The organism is Streptomyces sp. NPDC096105 (assembly GCF_044763335.1).
GTDB lineage: Bacteria > Actinomycetota > Actinomycetes > Streptomycetales > Streptomycetaceae > Streptomyces.
Genome location: NZ_JBIWGC010000006.1, coordinates 136,170 through 159,288 on the forward strand (window position 1 = coordinate 136,170; position 23,119 = coordinate 159,288).

Below are 23,119 nucleotides of genomic sequence, written 5' to 3' on the forward strand. Positions count from 1 at the left end.
GCGGGTGTCAGCCGACCGGGGGGTTGAAGCGCGAGTAACCGGGGCTGGTCCACCGCAGGGGCGAAGCGGCGGTGATCTCCCGTACGGCTTCGACGGAGAACTCGACCAGGCGCTGCGCGCCGGGCACCGTGGCGATGTCCTCGGCGTCCCACACGGTGCGCGCGGTGCCGGACAGGTGCAGGGTGGCGCCCGTCTCCCAGTCCGGGACGAGGATGCCCGCCGACGCGTTGAGCAGCAGGTTGCCCAGGGTCAGGAACATGGCGTTGCCCGCGTAGTCGGGCCAGCGCAGCAGGGTGGGTGAGAGCACCTGGACGAAGCCGGGGTTGCCGCCGCGGTGGGAGGCGTCCGCGTCGCCGCGGTCGGAGGCGGTGGCGATGAAGAACGTGTCGGCCGCGCGCACCTTCCGCTGCTGGGCCGGGCTGAGTTCGGTGCCGCCGGTGACGGTGCGGTCCGCCGCCCCGTCCTCGTCCGGACCCGCCCAGCGGTAGTCCCGCTTCTGCAGGTACTTGGGGCAGTTGGCGATGACCTGGTCGACGTCGACGAGCAGGCCGGCCCCCTCCCGGCGGGCCCGGCCGTTGACGCGCATGCGGCGCCGGGTGGCGGGCTCGATGACGATCATCCCGATCCGGGCGGCCGGTCCGGCGGTCAGGGCCTCGGCCAGCGGGTCCCCCGGCAGGGGCAGGGCGTCGACGATGACGGTGCGGGGGTCGGGCACGCGCAGGAACCCGGCGCCGCCCGTCAGCTGCGTGGCCCAGACGCGGCCGTCCCGGTCGGCGCCGCCCAGCACGCTCCACGGCTGCCGGGCGAGGAAGTCCCTCGCGACGGGCGGGATGCTCTCGCCGATGCCGCCGAGCGAGAACTCCGCCTGTCGGGCCAGACCGGCGCGTTCCTGCACCGCGATCTCACCGCTGTGATACGTGGGCACGGTGGGTCCTTTCCCGCGCGCCGGCTCGCGGTCCTGCGTCGCCGACGCGGGTCAGGCCGGGGGCGCCCGCGCGGCGCCCCCGGCGGGCCGGAGGGTTCCTAGAAGAAGCCGCAGGTGGGGGCGCCGGGAGTCGGTGCGTCGGCCGGGTCCGCACCCGTGGGCGCGTAGATCTCCAGGCGGATGCCGTCGGGGTCGGTGAAGAAGATGCCGCCGGAGGTGCCGTCCTCGCCGTGGGGGACGACCCCGTCGTAGGCGAACTCCGCGCCCAGGCCGCGCAGCACTTCTTCCGCGGCCCTGACCTCCTCGACGGTCCCGACCTGGAACGACAGGTGGTGCAGCCCCGGCCGGCCGGTGGCGAACGAGCCCGTGCTCTGCTGCCACAGCGTCACGAGCAGCCGGCCCTCCCGGCCGAGGAACGCCCAGCGGCGACCGGCCTCCTTGCCCTCCGCCATCACGTCGAAGCCGAACACGGCCCGGTAGAAGGCCAGGGACCGCTCCAGGTCGGTGACGTTCACTCCCACGTGCCCGGTCTGCAGGGTCTTCGCCTCAGCCATGGTTCCTCACATGCCTTCACTCATCGTCACGAGCCCGCCTCGTAACCACTGAAAGCGACTTTAAGGGTTAGAGAAGAGAGGCGTCAACCGGTGATCGCGCAATGACCGGTTACGGTGGTCGTGACGCCGCCGTCATCGCCGAGGAAGGACAGCGCACCGTGCCGCCAGCTCCAGGGGCCGACCCCCGCCCCCTGACCGACGAACCGCTCGCCATCGACCTGCTCAACACCCGCTGGATCGACGCCGACGGCCGTCACGACCTGCTGGACTCGCTCGACGGGCTGGCGACCTGGCTCGCCGGCCCCCTGGTGAGCCGGGCCCTGGGCGACACACCGGTCCCGGTGGGCCACGACACGCTGCGGTGGCTGCTCCAGGCGCGCGCCGCCCTGGACCGGGCGGTCTCCGATCCGCAGCACCCGGACGCCGACGCCGTCGAGGCCCTCAACGCCGTCCTCGCGCACGGCCGCAGGGGACTCCTGCTGCGTCCCGACGGGCCGGACGCCTACGTCGAGGTGGAAACCCCCGCCTGGCTGCCGGCCTGGCGGGCGGCAGAGGACTACCTGTGCCTGCTCGCCGAGCGGCCCGAGCGGATCCGGGCCTGCGGCAACCCCGAATGCGTCCTGCACTTCTACGACGTCTCCAAGAACGGGACGCGCCGCTGGTGCTCGATGGCCGGCTGCGGAAACCGGGCGAAGGCGCAGCGCCACTACGCACGCCAGAAGAAGGCCTGACCGCCACGGCGGCCTCCTCGGCGCGGCTGCGCCGCGGGTCGGCCCGGCGGAGCGAGCGGTGCCCGGTTCCGGTGGGGGTGGCGGTGCTCCCCCACGACATCACCCGGTCGGTGCGGCCTCTCGCCGAGCGGCTGTACGACATCCGGCACTGGTCGGAGTTCGACCGGGGCGGCCACTTCGCGGCGATGGAGGTGCCGGAGCTCCTCGCCGACGATGTGCGGAAGTTCTTCGTGGGGCCGGGGGCTGCGGGATGAACGGCGCCCGTCCCGGGACGGGCGGGGGCGTCACTCGGAGCGTTGCCCGATCAGGGAGTTCAGGAGGGCGGCTCCGCGTTCGGCGTCGTCGACGCTCACGGCGAAGTCCTTGCCCTTGGCCGTGCGGATCACCAGGCACTCGCCGCCGCGCAGCATGACGGTGGTGCCCAGTCCGCTCAGCCGGTAGCCCCAGCCGCCGACCCGCATGGCGGTGCGGGTCTCGACCCAGGCGGAGGCGATGCCGTCGGCGGCCCACCGCCGGGCCGGCCACCCCAGCGGGCCGAAGGCGACCTCGAGTCCTTTCTCGGTCACCCGGGCCTGGACGGAGGCGCAGCCGAGCACCACCAGGGCGACGAGGGCGAAGGTCCCGGCGAGCGGCACGGCTTCCGCCCCTGCCAGGCCGCCCACCGCCGCCGCCGTGGCCGCGAGCGCGACGATGCCGCTCACGGCCGCCATGAGATGGAGCCAGGGGTTGGAGGCCCGGGACAGCCACACGAAGCGCTGCCCCTCCGGTATCTCCATCGCGGGCCCGGCCGTGGGCGGCACCGTGCCCCGCGCCCGGCGGCCGGCCAGCAGGGCCACCGCTCCCACCGCAGCCGCCCCGGCCAGGGTGACGACCGCCCAGGTCGTCACCGAGCCGGCCTCGCGCCAGTCCGCGCGGTCCAGGTTCGCCCGCACGACGGACGCCTGCGCGCCGAGGAGGGTCACGCCGGTGAAGCCCAGGGTCACGCCCGCCCAGCCGGGGGCCGCGGCCGCCTCGCTCGTGTTCCGGCGAGCGCGCCACAGGGGGAACACGGCAACCGCCGCCATGACCAGCCAGATCAGCGCCGGGAAGAACGTCGCGGCCCAGAACGGCATCGAGTCGTCCGGCTCGCCGGCCGCGCCCCAGTGGGTCGCCAGCCGGTCCGGCAGCCGGTCCCTCGCGGTGAGGGGGAAGACCACCAGGAGCACCAGCACTCCCACGACCCAGGCGCCGGCGCCCCACATCACGGCGTTCCCGCGCGCAGTCCGCTCGGTCACGTGACCTCCCTGATCATGTCGATGACGTCGTCCTTGCCGTACCCGAGGCGCGCCGCGTCGGCCAGGACCTCACGGACCCGGTCCAGCAACGCCGACCGTTCGTCCGCCCCTCGGGCCACGGTCACCCCGCGCCCCCGCCGGAACTCCAGCAGTCCTTCGTCCCGCAGGGCGCGCAGGCCGCGCAGCACGGTGTTGACGTTCACGCCCAGGGCCTGGGAGAGGTCCCGCGCCGGGGGCAGCCGGTCGCCCGGCGCGCACTCCCCTTCGGCGATGGCCCGCCGGACGGCACCGGCCACCTGCTCGTGCAGGGGGCGGTGATCGGTGACGTCGAGTCTCAGCAGCATGGTGCTAATGAAGATAGCACCATGCGCTTGCGGCGGTCGGCCGCCGGGCGCCCGGGGCCCGTGAGGAGGCGCCGTTCCGCCCGGCCGGAGGGGGACGCGGGATACGCGCGGAGAACCGCGGGCAGCAGGTGACGGACGGACGGGCCCGACTGTCCACGTCGGCACCGCAGGCTCCGGACCGTGAGATTCCCCCGACGGCGCGGTGAGCGCCCGGGGCCGACGGGGACGCCCCCGGCCGGGCCCGAAGCCCTTCACGGTGCCGGGCGTCACGCCGAGGCGGAGGCCGAGGCGCGCGCGGCGTCCCGATCAGTGCCCGCTCCTGAACCCTGTATCAGCAGGTCAAAGAGTGCCGGCGGTGAGCTGACGCCCCCGCGCCGCTATCGGACGAGGTAGCTCTCGATGTGGTCGATCACCGCTGACACGGCCTGCCGGTAGGCGGTGCTCGACCGGCGGACCTGGGACAGCAGCATGCCGCCCTGAATGGCGGCCAGCAGAGCGGTGGCGAGCGCGTCGGTATCGGCGCGCTCGCTCAGCTCGCCCCGCGCCTGCATGCGTGCGAGTCCCGACCTGATGGGGCCTTCCCACCGGTCGAAGGCGGAGACGAGTCTGGTCCGTGCCGACTGGTCGCTGTCGGCGAGTTCGCTGGCGAGCGAGCCGATCTCGCAGCCGCCTTCGCATCCTCTCTCGTCCTGCCGGCTCCCCGCCCTGTCGCACCACTCGCGCAGGGCCTCGATGCTGTCCAGGTTGTCCAGCAGCGGACGCTGCCGGGCGAGCTGGGTGTCCGTCTGGTGGTCGATGACCGCCAGGACCAAGCCCTGCTTGTCGCCGAAGTAGTGGTAGATCTGCGACGCGCTGACCCCGGCGGCCGCCTGGATGTCCGGGATGCTCGTGCCCCCCGCGCCGCGGTGGAACATCAGTTCCGCAGCGGTCTCGACGATGCGTTCGCGGGTCTTGCGGCCGCCCTTGGTGAGCCGCTGGCTCTTCGGCTCTCCGGCCTTCCCTGGTGCGCTCATACGCCCACGCTACCCAAGTTGGAATTGACATTCCAATCATGCTCCGCCGAAGATCCTGGAAAGGTCATTCCACACCGGATGGCCGTCCCTTCAGACAGGTGAGTGCCATGCCCCTCGACCCCCAGATCGAGACCCTGCTCAAGGAAGTGGCCGCAGGAGGCGGACCGGCTCCCGAAACCCTGACGGTGGCGCAGAACCGCGCGTTCGGGCGCGCCTTCGGCGCCCTGGCCGGCGCTCCCGTACCGGTCGCCGACGTCCGGGACACCACGGCCGCCGCCGACGGCCGCGACATACCCGTCCGTATCTACCGGCCCTTCACCGGGCCGGACGCCGGGCCGCTGCCCGTGACCCTCTTCTTCCACGGCGGCGGGTGGGTCTTCGGCGATCTGGACACCCAGGACAACATCGCCCGCGTCATGGCCGTCCGCTCCGGCACGATCGTGGTCTCCGTCGACTACCGGCTGGCGCCCGAACACCGCTTCCCGGCCGCGGTCGACGACGCCCGCGCCGCACTGGCCTGGGTCGCGGACAACGCCCCGGGCTTCGGGGGCGACGGGGAGCGCATCGCCGTGTTCGGCGAGAGCGCCGGCGGCAACCTCGCCGCGGTTCTCGCACAGGACTCCCTGCGCCGCGGGGGACCCCGCATCACGCTCCAGGTGCTCGCCTACCCGGCGGTCGACCGGTTCGACGACAGCCCCTCGATGTACGAGAACATGACGGGCCCGGTCCTCTCCCGTTCCTACCTCGAGTGGTTCTGGGGCGCCTACCTCAGCACCCCGGACCAGGGCGCCGACCCGCGGGTCTCGCCGGCGCGCTCCGACGACCTGGCCGGACTCGCTCCCGCCGTCATCGTCACCGCCGAGAACGACCCCCTGCGCGACCAGGGCGACCACTACGCCCGCAAGCTGGCCGACGCCGGCGTGCCGGTCCAGCACCTCCCGGTCGCGGGAGCCGTCCACGGCTTCCTCTCGTTCACCGGCTCGGTGCGGCTCTCGCGGGACGTACTGGACCAGCTCGCGGACGCCGTGGCCGCGGCCTTCGGCTGACGGGGCCGCACGGCCTCGCCGGTCGCCGCTCCTCTTGCGCACGCAGGCAGGACAGCGACCACCGCTGTCCTGACCCTCGCCGTGAAGCGGCCGGTCCGGGGCCGTCCGGACCGGCCGCTTCGTCCGCGGCAGTTCGTGGCCGTCCCGACCGATGAGCCGTTCGGCAACCGGTCACGGTGACCGTCCACCGAACGGCGGACCCTGACGCCCGGAGCACCCGGACGGACCCTGACCGGTCCGGAAGGAGGGTCAGGAGCAGGCACTCACGGCCGCACGACGATCCGTACGCCGTCGCGGTGCTGAACACCGCCGCGCTCGCCGCCGGCGCCGAAGTCCGCCACGCGGAGGCGGTTGCCCGGGAGGCGCCCGCCGCGCGTCACGAGCGCGACCGGATCTCCCCGGTGCCGCCGCTCGGTCCGGCTCGCAGCCTCAACGGCCGGGCCCGCCACGAAGACGCCCTCGCCGAGACCCAGCGCGCCGACGAGGTGCACCGGGCTCTGCCCGGAACCCGAGGTCATGCGGAGGCCGGCCGGTCCGGGGCCCGGGCGCACGGCGCCGTCGGCTCGCTGCGCACCGCCCCGTCCGCGGCCGGGGGCGATGCCGGGCCGGCACGCCGGTCACGATTCGATTTCGGCCACTCCCACCCCCTTGCCCCCGAACGGTGTAATCGTTTCCAATCCTCCGTGTAATCGATTCCACGAGGAGGTGGGTCGGGCATGGCGGGTATCAAGGACGTCGCCGCCGAGGCGGGCCTGTCCGTGGCCACGGTGTCGCGCGTGCTCAACGGGCATCCGTCGGTCAGCGAGGACGCGCGGCGTCGGGTGACCGCCGCCGTCGAGCGGCTGGGGTACCGGCCGAACGCCGTCGCCCGGTCCCTGCGCACCGACCAGACCCGCACCCTCGGTCTGGTCATCAGCGACGTGATGAACCCGTACTTCACCGAGCTGGCCCGCTCCGTCGAGGAGGAGGCCCGCGCGCTCGGGTACAGCGTGATCATCGGCAACGCCGACGAGCGGCCCGGCCTCCAGGACCACCACGTCACCACCCTGCTGGACCGCCGTATCGACGGGCTGCTGGTCTCCCCCACCGACGGCGGCTCGCCCGGCATGCTCGGGGCCGCGCGGGCCGGGACGCCCATGGTGTTCGTCGACCGGTGGATCCCGGGCGTCGACGTGCCCGTGGTCCGCTCGGACGGGCGGGACGCCGTACGGGACCTGGTCGCGCACCTGCACGGGCTCGGGCACCGGCGGCTGGCGATCATCGCCGGGCCCGCCGCCACCACGACCGGCCGGGAACGCGTGGACGCCTTCCGTGAGGCGCTCGCCGCGTACGGGCTGGAGCTGCCCGACGCCTACATCGGCCAGGGCGACTTCCAGGCCGGCAGCGGGCGCCGGGTCACCGAGGGCTTCCTCGACCTGGCGGAGCCCCCCGAGGTCGTGTTCGCCGCCGACAACCTGATGGCGCTCGGCGCCCTGGACGCCATCCGCGCCCGCGGACTGCGGGTGCCGGACGACATCGGGCTCGCCGCGTTCGACGACATCCCCTGGTTCGTGCACACCGACCCGCCGGTCACCGCGATCGCCCAGCCGGTCCGCGACCTGGGGCGGGCCGCCGTGCGCGCCCTGGTCGACCGGATCGAGGGGCGGCCCGGCGCCTCCGTCGCCCTCCCCGCCCGGCTCGTCGTGCGCCGCTCGTGCGGTGAGCCGGGGAGCGAACGACCCCCGTCCCCCTCCCCCGTACGAAGGAGTACGCCGTGAGCAGCCGCAGTCCTGACGAGTTGCTGCGCATCGAGGGCATCCGCAAGACCTTCCCCGGCGTGGTCGCGCTCGACGGCGTCGACTTCGAGCTGCGCCGGGGCGAGGTGCACGTGCTGCTCGGTGAGAACGGCGCCGGCAAGAGCACGCTGATCAAGATGCTGTCCGGCGCCTACACGCCCGACGCCGGCCGGATCACGGTCGGCGGCGAGGAGGTGCGCATCAGCGGTGCGCAGGACTCCCAGCGGCTCGGGATCGCCACCATCTACCAGGAGTTCAACCTGGTCCCCGATCTGACGGTCGCGGAGAACATCTTCCTGGGGCGGCAGCCGCGCCGGTTCGGGATGATCGACCGGAAGAAGATGGACGCCGACGCCGAGGTGCTGCTGCGGCGCGTCGGGGTGGACGTGTCACCGCGGGCGCGGGTGCGGGAACTGGGCATCGCGCGGCTGCAGATGGTCGAGATCGCCAAGGCGCTCAGCCTCGACGCGCGGGTGCTGGTCATGGACGAGCCGACCGCCGTGCTGACCTCCGAGGAGGTCGAGAAGCTGTTCGCGATCGTGCGGCGGCTGCGCGAGGACGGCGTCGGCATCGTCTTCATCACCCACCACCTGGAGGAGATCGCCGCGCTCGGCGACCGGGTCACCGTGATCCGGGACGGGCGCAGCGTCGGCCAGGTGCCCGCCTCGACGCCCGAGGACGAGCTGGTCCGGCTCATGGTCGGGCGGTCCATCGAGCAGCAGTACCCGCGCGAGCGCGCCGACGCCGGTGACGCCCTGCTCAAGGTCGAGGGGCTGACGCGCGACGGCGTCTTCCACGACGTGAGCTTCGAGGTGCGGGCCGGTGAGGTCGTCGGCATCGCGGGGCTGGTCGGCGCCGGGCGGACGGAGGTGGTCCGGGCGGTGTTCGGGGCCGACCCGTACGACGCCGGGACGGTGCACGTCGGCGGGGTGCGGCTGCGCGGCCACGACGTGAACGCCGCCATGGAGGCCGGGGTCGGTCTGGTGCCCGAGGACCGCAAGGGCCAGGGGCTGGTGCTGGACGCCTCCGTGGAGGAGAACCTCGGCCTGGTCACCCTCCGTTCCTCGTCCCGCGCCGGGCTGGTCGACCTCAAGGGTCAGCGCGAGGCGGCGGCCCGCATCGCCGACCAGCTCGGCGTGCGGATGGCCGGTCTCGGCCAGCACGTGCGCACCCTGTCCGGCGGCAACCAGCAGAAGGTCGTCATCGGCAAGTGGCTGCTGGCGGACACCAAGGTGCTCATCCTCGACGAGCCCACGCGCGGCATCGACGTCGGCGCGAAGGTCGAGATCTACCAGCTGATCAACGAGCTGACGGCGGCCGGCGCCGCGGTGCTCATGATCTCCAGCGACCTGCCCGAGGTGCTCGGCATGAGCGACCGGGTCCTGGTCATGGCGCAGGGCCGGCTCGCGGGCGAACTGGACGCCGCCGAGGCGACCCAGGACGCCGTGATGGCCCTCGCCGTCGGCACCACTTCCCCCAGCAACGGAACGGAGGCCCCCGGTGGCCACTGACACGCTCAAGAGCAAGCCGGGCGCGCAGGGCGGCGCCACGGGCGGCCTGCGCCGGCTGCTCCTCGACAACGGCGCGCTGACCGCGCTGATCCTCCTCGTGATCGCCATGTCGGCGCTGTCCGGGGACTTCCTGACCGCCGACAACCTGCTCAACGTCGGCGTCCAGGCCGCCGTGACCGCGATCCTCGCCTTCGGCGTCACCTTCGTGATCGTCTCGGCGGGCATCGACCTGTCGGTCGGCTCGGTCGCCGCGCTGTCCGCGACCGTCCTCGCCTGGAGCGCGACGGAGGCCGGGATCCCGGTGGCCCTCGCGGTCGTCCTCGCCGTCGTCACCGGCATCGCCTGCGGCCTGGTCAACGGCTTCCTCGTCTCGTACGGCAAACTCCCGCCGTTCATCGCGACGCTGGCGATGCTGTCGGTGGCGCGCGGTCTGTCGCTGGTGATCTCGCAGGGCTCGCCCATCGCCTTCCCCGACTCGGTCTCCCACCTGGGCGACACGCTCGGCGGCTGGCTGCCGGTGCCGGTGCTCGTGATGGCCGTCATGGGCCTGCTGACCGCGTTCGTCCTCGGCCGCACGTACATCGGCCGGTCCATGTACGCCATCGGCGGCAACGAGGAGGCCGCGCGGCTGTCCGGCCTGCGGGTGAAGAAGCAGAAGCTCGCCATCTACGCCTTCTCCGGACTGTTCGCCGCCGCCGCGGGCATCGTGCTCGCCTCCCGGCTGGCGTCCGCGCAGCCGCAGGCCGCGCAGGGCTACGAGCTGGACGCGATCGCCGCCGTCGTCATCGGCGGCGCCTCCCTCGCGGGCGGCACCGGCAAGGCGTCCGGCACGCTGATCGGCGCGCTGATCCTCGCGGTGCTGCGCAACGGGCTCAACCTGCTGTCGGTGTCGGCGTTCTGGCAGCAGGTCGTCATCGGCGTGGTCATCGCGCTGGCGGTGCTGTTCGACACGCTGCGCCGCAAGGCGGGCGCGACCGCCCCGGCGGCCGGGGCGTCCGGCGGCGGCAACAAGGGCAGGCAGGCACTGACGTACGTGATCGCGGCCGTCGTCGCCGTCGCGGTCGTCGGCGCCACCTCGCTGCTGCACGGCGGCTCGTCCGGGACCGCCAAGCCGAGGATCGGCCTGTCGCTGTCGACGCTCAACAACCCGTTCTTCGTGCAGATCCGCGAGGGCGCCGAGGAGGAGGCGAAGAAGCTGGGCGTCGACCTGACGGTCACCGACGCGCAGAACGACGCCTCCCAGCAGGCCAACCAGCTGCAGAACTTCACCAGCGGCTCGCTGGACGCGGTCGTCGTCAACCCGGTGGACTCCGACGCGGCCGGTCCCTCGGTGCGCGGCGCGAACCAGGCGGACATCCCGGTGATCGCCGTGGACCGCGGCGTCAACAAGGCGGACACCTCCGCACTGGTCGCCTCCGACAACGTCGAGGGCGGCGCGCTCGGTGCCAAGGCGCTCGCCGAGAAGCTCGGCGGCAGGGGCACCATCGTGATCCTCCAGGGCCAGGCCGGCACCTCCGCCAGCCGTGAGCGCGGCGCGGGCTTCGCCGAGGGACTGAAGGACTACCCGGGCATCAAGGTCGTCGCCAAGCAGCCCGCGGACTTCGACCGCACCAAGGGCCTGGACGTGATGACGAACCTGCTCCAGGCGCACCCCGGCATCAACGGCGTCTTCGCCGAGAACGACGAGATGGCGCTCGGCGCGATCAAGGCGCTCGGCTCCAGGGCCGGGACGTCGGTGCAGGTCGTCGGCTTCGACGGCACGCCGGACGGGCTGAAGGCGGTGCAGGCGGGCACGCTGTACGCCTCCGTCGCGCAGCAGCCGAGCGAACTCGGCCGGATCGCCGTGCGGAACGCGTTGCGGGCCGCCGAGGACGAAAAGGTGGAGAAGATGGTGAAGGTGCCGGTGAAGGTGGTCACCGAGGAGAACGTGGCCGGCTTCGAAGGCTGACACCGGACACAGGGGCACAGAGGCACAGGGGCTCACGGGCGGGCGGTCACCTCGACCGCCCGCCCTCCTCAGCGGATCGGGAGCGAATTCATGTACGACTACGACCTCCTGGTCGTCGGTTCGGCCAACGCCGACCTGGTGATCGGGGTGGAGCGCCGGCCGGGCGCCGGGGAGACGGTGCTCGGTTCCGACCTGGCCGTGCACCCGGGCGGCAAGGGCGCGAACCAGGCGGTCGCCGCCGCACGGCTCGGCGCGCGCACCGCCCTGCTGGCGCGGGTCGGGGACGACGAGCACGGCCGGCTGCTGCTGGACTCGCTGCGCGAGGCCGGGGCCGACACGGTGGGCGTGCTGGCGGGCGGTGCGCCGACCGGCGTCGCGCTGATCACGGTGGACCCGTCGGGCGACAACAGCATCGTCGTCTCGCCGGGCGCGAACGGCCGGCTGACCCCGGCGGACGTACGGGCCGCCGCGAGCCTCTTCCACGCCTCGCGGGTGGTGTCGACGCAGCTGGAGATCCCGCTGGAGACGGTGGTGGAGGTGGTGCGGAGCCTGTCGCCGGACAGCCGCTTCGTCCTCAACCCGTCGCCCCCGCGGCCGCTGCCGTCGGAGGTGCTGGCGGCCTGCGACCCGCTGATCGTCAACGAGCACGAGGCGAAGGTGATCCTCGGCGACAGCGCCGGGGTGAGCGGCGAACCCGAGGACTGGGCGCGGCTGCTGCTGGCGAAGGGCCCGCGCTCGGTGGTGGTGACGCTGGGCGGCGAGGGAGCGCTGGTCGCCTCCTCGGCGGGGGTCGCGCGGGTCGCGTCGGTGACGGTGGAGGCCGTGGACACCACGGGCGCGGGCGACGCGTTCACCGCGGCGCTGGCGTGGCGGCTGGGCACGGGCGAGCCGCTCGCCGAGGCCGCCGCCTACGCGGCCCGGGTGGGCGCGGCGACGGTCACCAAGGAGGGCGCGCAGGTGTCCTTCCCGACGGCGGCGGAGGTCGCGGCGCTGTGAAGAAGCACGGGATCCTGAACCGGCACCTCTCCGGCGCCCTCGCCGAACTCGGCCACACCGACGGGGTGCTGGTGTGCGACGCGGGGATGCCGATACCGGCCGGGCCGCGCGTGGTGGACCTGGCCTTCCGGGCCGGGGTGCCCTCCTTCGCCGAGGTGCTGGAGGGACTGCTCGGCGAGCTGGCCGTCGAGGGCGCGACGGCGGCGGAGGAGGTGCGGGACGCGAACCCGGCGGCGGCGTCGCTGCTGGCCGGTCACTTCCCGGAGCTGGCGTACGTCCCGCACGAGCGGCTGAAGGAACTGACGTCCGGCGCCCGGCTGGTGGTCCGCACGGGCGAGGCGAGCCCGTACGCGAACGTGCTGCTGCGGTGCGGGGTGTTCTTCTGAGCCGCCCCCTGACGGGCGTCCGCACGAACTTCGAGGGGCCCGGTCCGTCGACCGGGCCCCTCGCTTCCCTCCCCCGCCAGGACCTCCCTGAAATCCCCCCCCGGGTCCCCACCCGGAAGTCCTGACGGTATGGAGACGGGCGGGGCGGGGGGAGGGTTGTACGGCCCCGCGAAGTTTTTTCACCCGCCCGAGGACACCCGGCGAGGCCGGTTCACACCTCCACGTTCTCCGCCCACCGCCGGGCCGTCTCCGCCAGGAGTTCGCGGCCGTCCCTCGCCCACAGCTCCTCGTTGAAGAGTTCGACCTCGATGGGGCCGGTGTAGCCCGCCGCCTCCACGCAGCGCTGCCACGCGCGCACGTCGATCGCTCCGTCGCCGATCTGGCCGCGGCCGTTGAGGACGCCCTCGGGGAGCGGGGTGATCCAGTCGGCGAGCTGGAAGGTGTGGATGCGGTGCTGGGCGCCGGCGCGGGCGACGGCCTCGGGGGCCGTGTCGTCCCACCAGATGTGGTACGTGTCCACGGTGACGCCGACCTGGTGGGCCGGGAAGCGTTCGGCCAGGTCCAGGGCCTGCGTGAGCGTGGAGACCACGCAGCGGTCCGACGCGAACATGGGGTGCAGCGGCTCGATCGCCAGCTTCACCCCGTGGTCCTCGGCGTACGGGGCCAGTTCCGTCAGCGCGTCCCCGATGCGTTCGCGGGCCGCCCGCAGGTCCTTCGAGCCGGGCGGGAGGCCGCCCGAGACCAGGACCAGGGTGTCCGTGCCGAGCGTGGCCGCCTCGTCGACGGCGCGGCGGTTGTCGGCGAGGGCCGCCGCCCGCTCGTCCGGGTCGGTCGCGGTGAGGAAGCCGCCCCGGCACAGCGTCGTCACCGCCAGGCCCGCGTCCCGTACGAGCTTGGCGGCCGCCTCCACGCCGTACTCCTGGACCGGTTCGCGCCACAGGCCGACCGCCGGGACGCCCAGGTCGCGGCAGGCGGCGACCAGTTCGGGGAGCGTGAGCTGCTTGACGGTCATCTGGTTGATGCTGAAGCGGGTCAGGTCGCTCACGGCGTCACTCCGTACAGGTGCAGCAGGGTCCTCATCCGGTCCTCGGCCAGCCCGGGGTCGGGGAACAGGCCGAGGCGGTCGGCGAGTTCGTAGGCGCGGGCGAGGTGGGGCAGGGAACGGGCGGACTGCAGGCCGCCGACCATCGTGAAGTGGCTCTGGTGGCCGGCCAGCCACGCCAGGAACACCACGCCGGTCTTGTAGAAGCGGGTGGGCGCCTGGAAGAGGTGGCGGGACAGGTCGACGGTCGGGTCGAGGAGGGCGCGGAAGCCGTCCGTGTCGCCGGTGTCGAGGACCCGGACCGCCTCCGCGGCGAGCGGGCCGAGCGGGTCGAAGATGCCGAGCAGGGCGTGGCTGAAGCCCTGGTCGTCGCCCGCGATGAGTTCCGGGTAGTGGAAGTCGTCGCCGGTGTAGCAGCGCACGCCCTTCGGCAGGCGGCGGCGCAGGTCGATCTCGCGCTGGGCGTCGAGGAGGGAGACCTTGATGCCGTCGACCTTGTCGGGGTGGGCGGCGATCACGTCGAGAAAGGTGTCCGTCGCCGCGTCCAGGCCGGACGAGCCCCAGTAGCCCTCAAGGGCCGGGTCGAACATGGGGCCCAGCCAGTGCAGGACGACCGGCTCCGCGGCCTGGCGGAGGAGGTGGCCGTAGACCTCCAGGTAGTCCTCGGGGCCCTGGGCGGTGGCGGCGAGGGCGCGGGACGCCATGAGGATGGCCTGCGCGCCCGACTCCTCGACGACCGCGAGCTGTTCCTCGTAGGCCGTGCGGACCTCGGCGAGGGTCGCCGGGCCGCCGGTGAGCTGGTCGGTGCCGACGCCGCAGGCGATGCGGCCGCCGGCCGCCTTCGCCTCGGCGGCGGACCGGCGGATCAGCTCGGCCGCGCCCGCCCAGTCCAGCCCCATGCCGCGCTGCGCGGTGTCCATCGCCTCGGCGACGCCCAGCCCGTGCGCCCACAGGTGGCGGCGGAAGGCGAGCGTGGCGTCCCAGTCGACGGCGGCGGGCGAGTCGGGGGTGGTGTCGGCGTACGGGTCGGCGACGACGTGCGCGGCGGAGAAGACCGTACGGGAGGTGAGGGGGGCGCCGGGGGTGAGGGCGAGGGGCTCGGTGCGGGGTTCGTAGACGCGCAGGGCGCCGTGCGCGTCGGGCAGGTGCAGGGTCACAGGACGATCTCCGGCACGTCGAGGCGGCGGCCCTCGGCGGAGGACCGCAGGCCGAGTTCGGCGAGCTGGACGCCGCGGGCGCCGGCCAGCAGGTCCCAGTGGTAGGGGGCGTCGGCGTGGACGTGCTTGAGGAACAGCTCCCACTGGGCCTTGAAGCCGTTGTCGAACTCGCCGTTGTCCGGCACCTCCTGCCACTGGTCGCGGAACGCCTCGGTGGCGGGGATGTCCGGGTTCCAGACCGGCTTGGGGGTGGCGGAGCGGTGCTGGACGCGGCACGTGCGCAGGCCGGCGACGGCGGAGCCCTCGGTGCCGTCCACCTGGAACTCGACCAGCTCGTCGCGGTGGACGCGGACCGCCCAGGAGGAGTTGATCTGCGCGATCACGCCGCCGTCGAGCTCGAAGACGCCGTAGGCGGCGTCGTCGGCGGTGGCGTCGTAGGGCTTGCCGTTCTCGTCCCAGCGCTGCGGGATGTGGGTGGCGGTGAGCGCCTGCACGGAGCGTACGCGGCCGAACAGCTCGTGCAGCACGTACTCCCAGTGCGGGAACATGTCGACGACGATGCCGCCGCCGTCCTCGGCGCGGTAGTTCCAGGAGGGGCGCTGCGCCTCCTGCCAGTCGCCCTCGAACACCCAGTAGCCGAACTCGCCGCGCACGGACAGGACACGGCCGAAGAAACCGCCGTCGATGAGGCGCTTGAGCTTGAGCAGGCCCGGCAGGAACAGCTTGTCCTGGACGACGCCGTGCTTGATCCCGGCGGCGTTCGCCAGGCGGGCCAGCTCCAGGGCGCCGTCGAGGCCGGTGGCGGTGGGCTTCTCGGTGTAGACGTGCTTGCCGGCGGCGATCGCCTTCCTGATCGCCTCCTCGCGGGCGGAGGTCACCTGGGCGTCGAAGTAGATGTCCACGCTGTCGTCGGCGAGGACCGCGTCCAGGTCGGTGGAGAGGTGTTCGAGTCCGTGGCGCTCGGCCAGCGCCCGCAGCGCGTGCTCGCGGCGGCCGACCAGCACCGGCTCGGGCCACAGCACGGTGCCGTCGCCGAGGTCGAGGCCGCCCTGCTCGCGCAGGGCCAGGATGGAGCGGACGAGGTGCTGGCGGTAGCCCATGCGTCCGGTCACACCGTTCATGGCGATACGCACCGTCTTGCGTGTCACGTCGTTCCCTTCGTACGCGGTCCGCGCGCCGCGTACGCCGCACGCGTCCCACGCGCTTCCGGAGGAGCGGCGGGACTGGTGGGCGTGACAGCAAGCGCTTTCTATACAGACAGAAGCTAGCCTCTGGACCGCGGTGTGGACAAGACCACTGCCGACCCCGACTTGTTCGAGGGGGCGGACAACCGGGCCGTTGGCCGTAGGGTCTGCTCGGAACCCCCGGTGCGGGCGTGGGCGGGCACGACGCGTACGGCACGGGCGGACGGCACGGCGGGCGGACGGCACGGCGGCGAGGCGGAGGACGAGACATGACGGTGACCCTGGCGGACGTGGCGGCGCGGGCGCAGGTCTCCCCCGCGACGGTGTCGCGTGTGCTCAACGGGAACTATCCCGTGGCCGCGTCCACCCGCGAGCGGGTGCTCAAGGCCGTCGACGAACTCGACTACGTCCTCAACGGTCCCGCCAGCGCCCTCGCCGCCGCCACCTCCGACCTGGTCGGCATCCTGGTGAACGACATCGCCGACCCGTTCTTCGGGATCATGGCGAGCGCGATCCAGTCGGAGATCGGCGGTCCCGGCGGGCGCGCGGGCGGGGAGAGACTCGCCGTGGTGTGCAACACGGGGGGATCGCCCGAGCGCGAACTGACCTACCTCACGCTGCTCCAGCGGCAGCGGGCCGCGGCGGTGGTGCTGACCGGCGGGGCGATCGAGGACGCGCAGCACAAGGCGGCGATGGACGCCAAGCTGCGGAAGCTGGCGGACGCCGGGACGCGGGTGGTGCTGTGCGGGCGGCCGCAGGCGCCGGAGACCGGGGCGATCGCGCTGACCTTCGACAACCGGGGCGGCGGGCAGGAGCTCACCGAGCACCTGATCGGGCTCGGGCACCGGCGGCTCGGCTACATCGCGGGCCCCCAGGAGCGCACCACGACCCGGCACCGCCTGGAGGGCCACCGGGCCGCACTGGCCGCGCACGGCATCGAGGAGGACCCGCGGTGGACCGTGCACGGACGCTACGACCGGCGGTCCGGCTACGAGGCCACGCTCGAACTCCTGCGCCGCGACCCGTCGCTGACCGCCGTGGTCGCGGCGAACGACTCCGTCGCGCTGGGCGCGTGCGCGGCGCTGCGGGAGTCGGGGCTGCGCATCCCGGACGACGTGTCGGTGGCCGGCTTCGACGACCTGCCGTTCAGCATCGACGCGGTGCCCGCGCTGACGACGGTCCGGCTGCCCCTCGCGGAGGCGGGGGCGCGGGCGGGGCGGATCGCGATGGGGCGGGAGGAGGCGCCGGCCGGGGGGATCGCTTCGGTGCGGGGGGAGCTGACGGTGCGGGGGTCCACGGCGGGGCCGCGGGGCTGAGCCTTGCCGAGGGGGCCGGCGGTCGCCTCCCGCACGGGCGCGGGAACTGCGCGACCGGCCCCCGCCGGACCGCGCCCGGCGATCCGCCGAGGAGCCCCTGTGCGGCACCGGAGTGAGGGAGGAATCGCCCGCGCCGGTCGGGGGTAGTCCCGTATCCATGAAACTGGCGTTCTCCACCCTCGGTGTCCCCGGCCTCCCTCTCTCCGAGGTGACGGCCCTGGCGACCGCGCACGGCTATCACGGCGTCGAGCTGCGCGCCCACCCCGAGGAGCCCGTCCACCCGGGTCTCACCGCGGAGCAGCGGGCGGACGTGGCCGCCGGGTTCGAGGCGGCCGGGCTCGACGTCCTGGGGGTGGCCGGGTACGCCCGGGTCGCCGCGCCCGGTGACGACGGGCCGGTCCTCGCCGAGGTCCGCGCGCTGGTCGATCTCGCCGGGGACATCGGCGCCCCGTTCGTACGGGTCCTCCCCGGCGGCGGGGACGAGCAGGGCGCGGAGGAGGCGGACGCGACGGCCGCGCGGCGGCTGGGCACGGCCGCGAGGTACGCGGCCGACCGGGGCGTACGGATCCTGCTGGAGACGCACGACTCCCACCGCACCGGTGCGGACGCGATGCGGGTGCTGGGGCTGGTCGGACACCGGCACGTGGGCGCCCTCTGGGACGTGATGCACACGTGGCTCGGCGGCGAGCAGCCGGTGGACAGCTTCGCCGCGCTGTCGCCGCACCTGGGGTACGTCCAGGTGAAGGACATCGCCTCCGCGGAGGACCCGGCGCCGGTCGCGCTGGGGGCGGGGGTGCTGCCGCTGGCCGACGTGGTCGAGGTGCTGTCGCGGCACGAGTGGGACGGGTGGCTGTGCTGGGAGTACGAGCAGCGGTGGCACGCCGGCGCGGCGCCCCTGCCCGGGCTCCTCACCCCCGGCCGCGAGCACCTGTCGCGACTGCTGAACGAATCGGCCTGACGGCCGCGGGCGGCCCGGCGCTGGCGTGCCGGCCGGGCGGCGGGGAAAACGACTGGCCCGGGCCGTGGGCGGGCGGATAACGTCCCCGCCGTGCCTCAGCCTGTCCGCCGCCGCCCTGTCATGCCCTCGTGAGTGTGTCCCGCGCGTTCATCGACGTGCGTCCGCTGCGTGCCTCCCCCCTCTTCCGACGTCTGCTGATCGGACGGACCGTGTCCGTGCTCGGCAGCTTCATGACCATGGTCACCGTCATGTACCAGGTCTGGGAGATGACGCACAGCGCGGCCTGGAGCGGTGCGGTGGGCCTGGCTCAGGCCCTGCCGCTCGTGTGCTTCGGCCTGTTCGCCGGGGCCTGGGTGGACCGGGGCGACCGGCGCCGGATCTACCTGGCCGCGACGGTCGGCCAGGCGGTGTGCTCGCTGCTGCTGGCGCTGCAGGGATTCACCGGACACGTGCCGGTGGCCGGTGTGCTGGCCCTGGTGGCCGCCCAGTCCGCCTGCGCGGCGGTGGGCGGTCCGGCGGCCGGCGTGTTCGTGCCCCGGGTGCTGCCCAAGGAGCAGGTGGCTTCCGGTCTGGCGCTCTACCAGGTCACCGCCCAGTCGATGATGCTGATCGGCCCCGCCCTCGGAGGGCTGATGCTCGGCTGGTTCGGCCTGGGCGTCTGCTACCTGCTGGACGCGCTGAGCTTCCTCATCGCCTTCTACGGTGCGTTCGGTCTGCCCGCGCTGCCGCCCGAGGGGGAGCCGTCCCGGGCCGGGCTGCACGGCGTGCTGGACGGGCTGCGCTTCCTGGCCGGCCACCGGGTGGTGCGGGGCGCGCTGGTCACCGACCTGGCCGCCACCGTGCTGTCCATGCCGGCCAGCCTCTTCCCGCTGATCAACGAGGAGCGGTTCGGCGGCGACCCGCGCACACTGGGTCTGTTCATGTCGGCGATCGCGATCGGCGGGGTGACGGCGTCGGCGCTGTCCGGGACGGTGACCCGCCTGGGCCGTCCGGGCCTCGTGATGCTGTGCGGCGCCGGCGTCTGGGGGGCCGCGCTGGCCGCGTTCGGCATGATGAGCAGCCCCTGGGCGGGCCTCGGCCTGCTGGTCCTGGCCGGGGCGGCCGACGCCCTCTCGGTGCTCTCGCGCACCACGATCGTGCAGACCCGTACGCCCGACGCCCTGCTGGGCCGGGTCACCGCCGCCGAGCAGATCGTCGGACAGGCCGGCCCGCACCTCGGCAACATGCGGGCGGGACTGGTGGCGGGCGCGGCCTCCGGTGCGACGGCCCTGGTGACGGGCGGGCTGTTGTGCCTGTTCGCGGTGGTCTGGGTCGCCACGAGCACGCCCGAACTGCGCGCCGGCGTCCCCGCCCCGGAATCGCCCTGATCCTCATGTCCGACGTCACGGTCACCCGGCGCCCGGTCAGGACGGCCGGCGCCGGCCCGCGGGGTGTGCGCCGGGCCGGGCGACCCGGCGCGCACCCCCGTGTCCCGTCGCACGCACCGGACCGGGACGGGCACCGTGTGACCGTCCCCGGCCCGCACCGCCACCCCCTGGTCCCGCGCCCCGCGTCCGGGGACGGCCGGCCGGCGTCCCCGGTCATGCCGAAGACCGGGGCCAGGAGGGAGAACGGGACGACCGTGGAGGCGGGGTGACGGCGCAGGAGCCGGCCGCAGGCGCCGAACCCGAACACCGTGGCGCGCCGGGCGACGTGGAGCACCGTGCCCGCGCCCGGCCGGTCCAGGGAGCGCAGGGCGGCCAGGTCCGCCGACGGGCCCCACACGTGTGCCGGCCGCACGCGTCGAGCATCTCCGGTGACGGCACTTCGGCACCAGCGACGTCCGCTGCATGGTTGGATGAAGCATCGCTGACCGTTCAGGGGTACCGCCATGCTCGATCTCCAGCGTCTGCGCGCCCTGCACGCCGTCTCCGTGCACGGCACCGTCGGCGCCGCCGCCTCCGCGCTCGGCTACACCTCCTCCGCCGTCTCGCAGCAGATCGCCAAGCTGGAGCGGGAGACGCGGACCGTACTGCTGGAGCGGGAGGGCCGGGGCGTGCGGCTGACCGACGAGGCGCATCAACTGGTGCGCGCCGCGCGGGAGCTGATCGCCATCGTGGAGCGCGCGGAGACCGAGCTGGAGGAGCGGCGCGGGGTGCCGTCCGGGCGGCTGACCGTGGCCGCGTTCGCGTCGGCCGCGCGCGGGCTGATGCCGCCGGTGCTGGCCGACCTGGCCCGCCGGCACCCCGCGCTGGACACCCGGCTGACCGAGGTGGACCCGCATCTGTCCGTGGACCTCGTCGCCAAGGGCACGGTCGACCTGGTGGTCGCGCACGACTGGGACATCGCGCCGCTGCCCGCCCCGGCCGGCGTCGAGCAGCGGGTCGTCGGGGACGACCTGTGCGATCTGCTGGTGCCCGAGGGGCACCGGTTCACGGAGCGGACGGCGGTGCGGCGGGAGGAGCTGGCCGGGGAGCGGTGGATCTGCCAGCCGCCGGGCCGGGTCTGCCACGAGTGGCTGGTGCGGACCCTGCGCGCGGCCGGGCACGAACCGGAGATCGTGCACACGGCCGACGAGAACCCGACCCTGGTCGCCCTGGTCGCGGCCGGGCTGGGCATCGCGCTGATCCCCCGGCTGGGGCGCGGTCCGCTGCCCGCCGGGGTCGTCGAGGTGCCGCTCGCCCCGGTGCCCGTGAGGCGGCTGTACGCGCTGTGGCGCACGGGCGCGGCGCGCCGTCCGGCGATCGCGGAGACGGTCCGCACGCTGGTCGCTCACTGGCCGGCGGTCTCGGCGCACGGGCCCCGCTGAAACCGGGCGTCCGGAGAACACCCCTGCGGAAGGGGAACCCGCCGCCGCTCCCGCACGTCCCAGGGGCAGGCTGCCGGGCGAGCCTCCGGGACTGCTGTGCCGGCTCCTCGCGCCGGCCGCGGCCGCTGTCCCCCCTCGGCGCCGCGCCCCGGCCGGCGGCCCGCCGTCGTCGGCGCCGGCCCCCTCCCGCCGCGCCGACGACGGCCCCTCCGGATGCTGCACACGCCCTTGACTGGCAGAAACTTCCCGGATATTGGTGGCCTCCTGGCAGTTTCCTTCAGCGGATCCCCGGTCCCCGCGGATCACCTTCCAAAGGAGCGCACGTGCCCGACAGCAGCCCCGGAAGCACGGCAAGCACCGCCCGTCCGTCCCGACGCACCGTCCTCGCCGCGACGGCGGGCGTCACCTCCGTCCTGGCGGCCGGCGGCACCGTCCACGCGGCCACCGGCGGGCACCGCCCCGACGACCGCGAGCTGCGCGCCCTCGTCTCCCGTATGACGCTGGAGGAGAAGGTCGGCCAGCTCTTCGTGATGCGGGTCTACGGCCACTCCGCCACCGACCCCGACCAGGCCGACGTCGACGCCAACCTGAAGGAGATCGGCGTGCGCACCGCGGCCGAGCTGGTCGCCAGGTACCGCGTCGGCGGCATCATCTACTTCGCCTGGGCGCACAACACCCGCGACCCGCACCAGATCGCCGACCTCTCCAACGGCATCCAGAAGGCGGCCCTCGGTCTGCCGCGCGGTCTGCCGGTGCTGATCTCGACCGACCAGGAGCACGGCATCGTGGCCCGCGTGGGCGAGCCGGCGACGCTGCTGCCGGGCGCGATGAACGTCGGCGCGGGTGGCTCGCGGTCCGACGCGCGCACCCTGGGCCGGATCGCGGGCCGTGAGCTGCGCGCCCTGGGCATCCGGCAGAACTACTCCCCCGTGGCCGACGTGAACGTCAATCCGGCCAACCCGGTGATCGGCGTGCGTTCCTTCGGCTCCGACCCGGGATCGGTCGCGGAACTCGTCGCGGCGGAGGTGCGGGGCTACGAGTCGTCCGGTGTCGCGGCCACCGCCAAGCACTTCCCCGGGCACGGCGACACGGTCACCGACAGCCACGAGGACCTGCCGTGGATCCACCACACCCGCGAGCAGTGGGAGGAGCTGGACGCGCCGCCGTTCCGCGCGGCGATCGCCGCGGGCATCGACTCGATCATGACCGCGCACATCGTCGTCCCGGCGCTCGACGGCGCCGAGGACCCGGCCACCCTCTCCCACCCGATCCTCACCGGCATCCTGCGCGAGGAGCTGGGTTACGACGGCGTCGTGGTGACCGACTCCCTCGGCATGGAGGGCGTGCGCACCAAGTACGGCGACGACCGGGTGCCGGTGCTGGCGCTGAAGGCGGGCGTGGACCAGCTGCTCAACCCGCCGTCCCTGGACGTCGCCTGGAACGCGGTCCTGAAGGCCGTACGGGACGGCGAGCTGACGGAGGCGCGCCTCGACGAATCGATCCTGCGCGTGCTGCGCCTGAAGGCCCGTCTGGGCCTGTTCGACGACCCGTACGTCAGCCACGCGGGCGTGGACCGGGTCGTCGGCACCCGGTCGCACCTGGCCGCGGCCGACCGGATCGCCGAGCACGGCACGACCCTGATGGTCAACGAGGGCGGCCTGCTGCCGCTGTCCCGCCGCCGCACGCCCAAGGTGCTGGTGGTCGGCGCCGACCCGGCCTCCCCGTCCGGCACCACGGGCCCGCCCACCGGGGTGCTCGCGGACACCCTGACCGAGCTGGGCTTCACCGCGACCGCCCTGTCCACGGGGACGGCGCCCTCGGCGGCGACCGTCGACAGGGCCGTGACGGCCGCCCGGGACGCGGACGCGGTGGTCGTCGGCACGTACAACGTCACCGGCTCCAGCAGCCAGAGGACGCTCGTCGAGCGACTGCTGGCCACCGGGAAGCCGGTCGTCGCGGTGGCGATCCGCAACCCGTACGACGTGGCCCACCTGCCCGGCGTCCGCGCGTATCTCGCGTCGTACTCCTGGACCGACGTCGAGCTCCGCGCGGCGGCCCGCACGATCGCCGGCAGGGCACGCCCGCGCGGCAGGCTCCCCGTCCCGGTCCAGCGCGCCGACGACCCGACGGCGGTGCTGTACCCGGTGGGGCACGGGCTGACGTACTGACGG

Annotated in this window: 22 protein-coding genes and 2 pseudogenes; 15 read left to right on the forward strand and 9 right to left on the reverse strand. The window is 74.1% G+C overall.

Translation table 11 applies throughout. From position 1 onward, the window contains the following. Window positions 1–7: 7 nt before the first annotated feature. Window positions 8–925: a pyridoxamine 5'-phosphate oxidase family protein gene (locus ACIQ8B_RS12440; protein ID WP_403546646.1), complete on the reverse strand. Its 918-nt coding sequence runs from the start codon at window positions 923–925 to the stop codon at window positions 8–10. 98 nt (window positions 926–1,023) lie between these two features. Then, window positions 1,024–1,479, reverse strand: a complete 456-nt coding sequence (locus ACIQ8B_RS12445) for a VOC family protein (RefSeq protein WP_290004505.1) — start codon at window positions 1,477–1,479, stop codon at window positions 1,024–1,026. Window positions 1,480–1,637: 158 nt separating this feature from the next. Between ACIQ8B_RS12445 and ACIQ8B_RS12450 the strand changes: the two genes are divergently transcribed. Together ACIQ8B_RS12450 and ACIQ8B_RS12455 are read left to right on the forward strand one after the other, a co-directional pair. Continuing rightward, a complete protein-coding gene (locus ACIQ8B_RS12450; RefSeq protein ID WP_403546779.1) occupies window positions 1,638–2,210 on the forward strand; it encodes a CGNR zinc finger domain-containing protein in 573 nt (190 codons plus the stop codon). Next, window positions 2,207–2,464: pseudogene (locus ACIQ8B_RS12455) on the forward strand (epoxide hydrolase); the annotation flags it as partial. The gene ACIQ8B_RS12450 and the pseudogene ACIQ8B_RS12455, both read left to right, overlap by 4 nt. Before the next feature lie 30 nt (window positions 2,465–2,494). Here the strand turns inward: ACIQ8B_RS12455 and ACIQ8B_RS12460 are convergent. The 3 genes from ACIQ8B_RS12460 to ACIQ8B_RS12470 form a co-directional block, all read right to left on the reverse strand. Further along, window positions 2,495–3,451, reverse strand: a complete 957-nt coding sequence (locus tag ACIQ8B_RS12460) for a DUF1648 domain-containing protein (protein ID WP_403546780.1) — start codon at window positions 3,449–3,451, stop codon at window positions 2,495–2,497. A 29-nt stretch (window positions 3,452–3,480) separates the two neighbouring features. Next, window positions 3,481–3,828 (reverse strand): GntR family transcriptional regulator, encoded by a 348-nt coding sequence (locus tag ACIQ8B_RS12465; RefSeq protein WP_106414149.1) that lies wholly within the window; start codon window positions 3,826–3,828, stop codon window positions 3,481–3,483. Between the two features lie 377 nt (window positions 3,829–4,205). Then, entirely contained in the window at window positions 4,206–4,841 is a 636-nt protein-coding gene (locus tag ACIQ8B_RS12470; protein ID WP_403546647.1) for a TetR/AcrR family transcriptional regulator, read from the reverse strand. 107 nt (window positions 4,842–4,948) lie between these two features. Between ACIQ8B_RS12470 and ACIQ8B_RS12475 the strand changes: the two genes are divergently transcribed. The 7 genes from ACIQ8B_RS12475 (at window position 4,949) to rbsD (ending at window position 12,503) form a co-directional block, all read left to right on the forward strand. After that, entirely contained in the window at window positions 4,949–5,887 is a 939-nt protein-coding gene (locus ACIQ8B_RS12475) for an alpha/beta hydrolase (protein WP_403546648.1), read from the forward strand. A gap of 296 nt (window positions 5,888–6,183) precedes the next feature. Beyond that, window positions 6,184–6,576 carry a hypothetical protein gene (locus ACIQ8B_RS12480; RefSeq protein ID WP_403546649.1) on the forward strand — a complete coding sequence of 131 codons (393 nt, stop codon included), beginning with the start codon at window positions 6,184–6,186 and terminating at the stop codon, window positions 6,574–6,576. 27 nt (window positions 6,577–6,603) lie between these two features. Continuing rightward, entirely contained in the window at window positions 6,604–7,644 is a 1,041-nt protein-coding gene (locus tag ACIQ8B_RS12485; protein ID WP_290004509.1) for a LacI family DNA-binding transcriptional regulator, read from the forward strand. Beyond that, on the forward strand, window positions 7,641–9,173 hold the full coding sequence (locus ACIQ8B_RS12490) for a sugar ABC transporter ATP-binding protein (protein WP_403546650.1): 1,533 nt from the start codon (window positions 7,641–7,643) through the stop codon (window positions 9,171–9,173). Before ACIQ8B_RS12485 ends, ACIQ8B_RS12490 begins: the two co-directional genes overlap by 4 nt. Beyond that, window positions 9,163–11,121: a substrate-binding domain-containing protein gene (locus ACIQ8B_RS12495; protein ID WP_403546651.1), complete on the forward strand. Its 1,959-nt coding sequence runs from the start codon at window positions 9,163–9,165 to the stop codon at window positions 11,119–11,121. The genes ACIQ8B_RS12490 and ACIQ8B_RS12495 overlap by 11 nt, the downstream gene beginning before the upstream one ends. A 90-nt stretch (window positions 11,122–11,211) precedes the next feature. Beyond that, the gene (locus ACIQ8B_RS12500) at window positions 11,212–12,117 is read left to right on the forward strand and encodes a ribokinase (RefSeq protein WP_403546652.1); all 906 of its coding nucleotides are present in this window, start codon (window positions 11,212–11,214) and stop codon (window positions 12,115–12,117) included. Further along, window positions 12,114–12,503 (forward strand): D-ribose pyranase, encoded by a 390-nt coding sequence (rbsD, locus tag ACIQ8B_RS12505; RefSeq protein ID WP_290004513.1) that lies wholly within the window; start codon window positions 12,114–12,116, stop codon window positions 12,501–12,503. Before ACIQ8B_RS12500 ends, rbsD begins: the two co-directional genes overlap by 4 nt. A gap of 211 nt (window positions 12,504–12,714) precedes the next feature. On the opposite strand, the gene ACIQ8B_RS12510 is transcribed toward rbsD, so the two are convergent. From ACIQ8B_RS12510 to ACIQ8B_RS12520, 3 genes are read right to left on the reverse strand one after another with little or no spacing between them, the layout of a single operon-like run. Next, window positions 12,715–13,548, reverse strand: a complete 834-nt coding sequence (locus ACIQ8B_RS12510; protein WP_290004514.1) for a sugar phosphate isomerase/epimerase — start codon at window positions 13,546–13,548, stop codon at window positions 12,715–12,717. Next, the gene (locus tag ACIQ8B_RS12515; RefSeq protein ID WP_403546653.1) at window positions 13,545–14,702 is read right to left on the reverse strand and encodes a dihydrodipicolinate synthase family protein; all 1,158 of its coding nucleotides are present in this window, start codon (window positions 14,700–14,702) and stop codon (window positions 13,545–13,547) included. The genes ACIQ8B_RS12510 and ACIQ8B_RS12515 overlap by 4 nt, the downstream gene beginning before the upstream one ends. Beyond that, entirely contained in the window at window positions 14,699–15,850 is a 1,152-nt protein-coding gene (locus ACIQ8B_RS12520) for a Gfo/Idh/MocA family protein (RefSeq protein WP_198602552.1), read from the reverse strand. The genes ACIQ8B_RS12515 and ACIQ8B_RS12520 overlap by 4 nt, the downstream gene beginning before the upstream one ends. A 135-nt stretch (window positions 15,851–15,985) precedes the next feature. On the opposite strand from ACIQ8B_RS12520, the gene ACIQ8B_RS12525 reads away from it, so the two are divergent. The 4 genes from ACIQ8B_RS12525 (at window position 15,986) to ACIQ8B_RS12540 (ending at window position 19,527) form a co-directional block, all read left to right on the forward strand. Further along, window positions 15,986–16,159: a hypothetical protein gene (locus ACIQ8B_RS12525; protein WP_157951284.1), complete on the forward strand. Its 174-nt coding sequence runs from the start codon at window positions 15,986–15,988 to the stop codon at window positions 16,157–16,159. After that, entirely contained in the window at window positions 16,156–17,202 is a 1,047-nt protein-coding gene (locus ACIQ8B_RS12530; RefSeq protein WP_403546654.1) for a LacI family DNA-binding transcriptional regulator, read from the forward strand. The genes ACIQ8B_RS12525 and ACIQ8B_RS12530 overlap by 4 nt, the downstream gene beginning before the upstream one ends. Window positions 17,203–17,359: 157 nt before the next feature. After that, window positions 17,360–18,160 (forward strand): sugar phosphate isomerase/epimerase family protein, encoded by an 801-nt coding sequence (locus ACIQ8B_RS12535; RefSeq protein WP_403546655.1) that lies wholly within the window; start codon window positions 17,360–17,362, stop codon window positions 18,158–18,160. Between the two features lie 128 nt (window positions 18,161–18,288). Next, window positions 18,289–19,527 carry an MFS transporter gene (locus ACIQ8B_RS12540; protein WP_403546656.1) on the forward strand — a complete coding sequence of 413 codons (1,239 nt, stop codon included), beginning with the start codon at window positions 18,289–18,291 and terminating at the stop codon, window positions 19,525–19,527. Between the two features lie 202 nt (window positions 19,528–19,729). Here ACIQ8B_RS12540 and ACIQ8B_RS12545 read toward each other — a convergent pair. Then, a pseudogene (locus tag ACIQ8B_RS12545) lies at window positions 19,730–19,918 on the reverse strand (EamA family transporter); the annotation flags it as partial. A gap of 112 nt (window positions 19,919–20,030) precedes the next feature. On the opposite strand from ACIQ8B_RS12545, the gene ACIQ8B_RS12550 reads away from it, so the two are divergent. Both ACIQ8B_RS12550 and ACIQ8B_RS12555 read left to right on the forward strand, forming a co-directional pair. Further along, window positions 20,031–20,948: a LysR family transcriptional regulator gene (locus tag ACIQ8B_RS12550; protein ID WP_403546657.1), complete on the forward strand. Its 918-nt coding sequence runs from the start codon at window positions 20,031–20,033 to the stop codon at window positions 20,946–20,948. Between the two features lie 323 nt (window positions 20,949–21,271). Continuing rightward, entirely contained in the window at window positions 21,272–23,116 is a 1,845-nt protein-coding gene (locus ACIQ8B_RS12555; protein WP_403546658.1) for a glycoside hydrolase family 3 protein, read from the forward strand. Window positions 23,117–23,119 lie beyond the last annotated feature (3 nt).